Here is a 2,586-nt window from a genome sequence, read left to right on the forward strand (position 1 = left end):
GCAGGTCCTTTTAAAATTTAGCCGAAAACGGGTTGTCGGTCGGGACCGCCTTGTAGCGGCGCCGTTCCACAATCCGCTCCTCCACCAGCTGAAGCGTGCACTGGACGCTGCAAAACGGACATTGGGTCGCGGCGGCCGTTTCCGACGCCCGTTCTTTTTCCTTGGCGCGAAAGTAGCGCAGCAATTCGTTCGTCATCGCCATTCCCCCGCTTCCTACAGCTCGACATATACCAAGCCGTCTTTCACCGCCGCGCGGTACGTTTTGACACACCCTTCATCCGGCGCCTGCACCCGGCCGTCTTTCAGGCAAATTTTCCAATCATGAAGCGGACAAAACACATACTCGCCGCTGACAATGCCTTGCGACAGATCACCTCCTTTATGCGGACAGCGGTTTTCAACGGCATATACCCGGTCTTCACCCGTACGAAATAAAGCAAGTTCAAGCGCTCCGATACGCACACATTTTCCAAGCCGTTTCGGCAACTGTTCGATTGTTCCCACTTCTACTCTCATCATCACTTGATCCTCCTCGCATGGATGCATAGTCAAAGGCCAGCCTGTTGGGCAGCCTTTTTCGGCAAAGTTTTCCGGGAATGATTNTTCAAGCGCTCCGATACGCACACATTTTCCAAGCCGTTTCGGCAACTGTTCGATTGTTCCCACTTCTACTCTCATCATCACTTGATCCTCCTCGCATGGATGCATAGTCAAAGGCCAGCCTGTTGGGCAGCCTCTTTTCTCTCCGCTGAAACGCTGGATAAGGCTGGGCGGCGGAAGCAACCGGCTTTTTTGCCCGCCCATCTTTCCGTTCGCCCGCCGCCATCCCCCTTCATTCCACCGGCACCGGCTCTTTGTCGCCGATATCGCGGAACAACATTTGTTGCAGTCTCTCGTTTTCGACGATTTCCCGCCACGGATCTTTTGTCGCCGAAAGAGCTTTGTGAAGCCGTTCGAGCAGCGCGCGGCGCGTTTCCACATCGAACAACACTTCGCGGATATGCTCAAGCCCAACGCACTCGACCCATTTGGACGTCCGTTCCAAATAATGCGCGGACTCGCGGTAATATTGCAAAAAAGCGCCGGTCATCTCGATCACCTCGTCTTCCGTCTTGACCGTGCAAAGCAAGTCAGCTGCACGCAAATGGGTGCCGCCGTTGCCGCCGACATAAATCTCCCATCCGCCCTCGACGCCGACGACGCCGACATCTTTAATGCCCGATTCCGCGCAGTTGCGCGGGCAGGCGGAGACGGCCATTTTCACTTTATGCGGCGTTTTCAGCCGCTCAAATGTTTGTTCCATCCGAATGCCAAGACCGGTCGAATCTTGCGTGCCAAAGCGGCAAAACTGCTTGCCGACGCACGTTTTCACCGTCCGAAGCGCCTTGGCGTAGGCGTAGCCGGACGGCATGCCGAGATCGGCCCAAATGCGCGGCAAATCTTCTTTTTTCACCCCAAGCAAGTCGATGCGCTGCCCGCCGGTGATCTTAATCATCGGCACGTTGTATTTTTCCGCGACATCGGCGATGTTCCGCAGCTGTTCGGCTGTCGTCACCCCACCATATATGCGCGGGACAACGGAGTACGTGCCGTCGGCCTGGATGTTGGCGTGCAGCCGCTCATTGACAAACAACGATTCCGCTTCTTCATCGTACTCGCCCGGATACAACATGCCCAGGTAATAATTGAGCGCCGGACGGCATTTGGAACAGCCTTCCTCGTTTTTCCATCCCAATACGCTCATGACCTCTTTGACCGTCATCAGCCGTTTTTCTTTAATGGCCGCAATCACTTCCTCGCGGCTTAGGTCCGTGCAGCCGCAGATCGTTTCTTTCACCGCATACCGATTCGCTTCCTCACCAAGCATATGCTCAAGCAGCTCGGCGACAAGCCCTTTGCATCCGCCGCACGAGCGAGACGCATTCGTATAGTCGCGCACCTCGGCGACTGTCTTAAGTCCGTGTTCGGCAATCGCCTGACAAATCGCGCCTTTTGTCACCCCGTTGCAGCCGCAAACCACATCGGCATCGGCCATCGCCGCCGCAAGACTTCCCTTCCCGCCTGAAGCGGTTGGGGCAAACAGCGACAGCGAGAGCGCCTCAACCGAATCGCCGCGCTGGATCATATCGAACAGCTTTCGGCCCTCGCTCGTATCGCCAAACAGCACTGCACCAACGATTTTCCCTTGGCGAACGACGACTTTCTTGTACACCGAGCGCGCTTCGTCGTACAACTTGATCGATTCCGTGCCCTCAACGTCCATAAACTCGCCGGCTGAGAACACATCGACGCCTGACACTTTCAGTTGGGTCGAGACGACGGATCCTTCGTACGGCTTTCCTTTTCGGCCGCAAATCGCCTCTGCCAGCACTTTCCCCTGCTCATAAAGCGGAGCGACGAGCCCATACACAACACCACGATGTTCCGCGCATTCACCGACCGCGTAAATGTGCGGCACGCTCGTTTCCAAGTAGTCATTGACAACGATCCCTCGATTCACTTCAATGCCGCTTCTCCGCGCTAAATCAACATTCGGACGAATGCCGACCGCCATCACCACCAAGTCGGCAAAAATGGGCCGAAAAA

General features: G+C 55.9%; 2 protein-coding genes and 1 pseudogene. All 3 read right to left on the reverse strand.

Features of this window, described 5'->3' with window-relative positions:
* Positions 1-22 precede the first annotated feature (22 nt).
* Positions 23-202, reverse strand: a pseudogene (locus tag T260_RS136810) (hypothetical protein); the annotation flags it as partial.
* 11 nt (positions 203-213) lie between these two features.
* Entirely contained in the window at positions 214-519 is a 306-nt protein-coding gene (nirD, locus tag T260_RS0119435) for a nitrite reductase small subunit NirD (protein ID WP_031212104.1), read from the reverse strand.
* 313 nt (positions 520-832) lie between these two features.
* Positions 833-2,586: nitrite reductase large subunit NirB (gene nirB / locus T260_RS136805; protein ID WP_023633328.1), on the reverse strand; the 1,754-nt coding region annotated here is incomplete at its 5' end.

Source organism: Geobacillus thermopakistaniensis (assembly GCF_000498995.1).
Lineage (GTDB): Bacteria > Bacillota > Bacilli > Bacillales > Anoxybacillaceae > Geobacillus > Geobacillus thermoleovorans.

Bases quoted from the DNA above. Each gene is read 5' to 3' on its own strand.
- nirD (WP_031212104.1), bottom strand. From the start codon at position 519: ATGATGAGAGTAGAAGTGGGAACAATCGAACAGTTGCCGAAACGGCTT.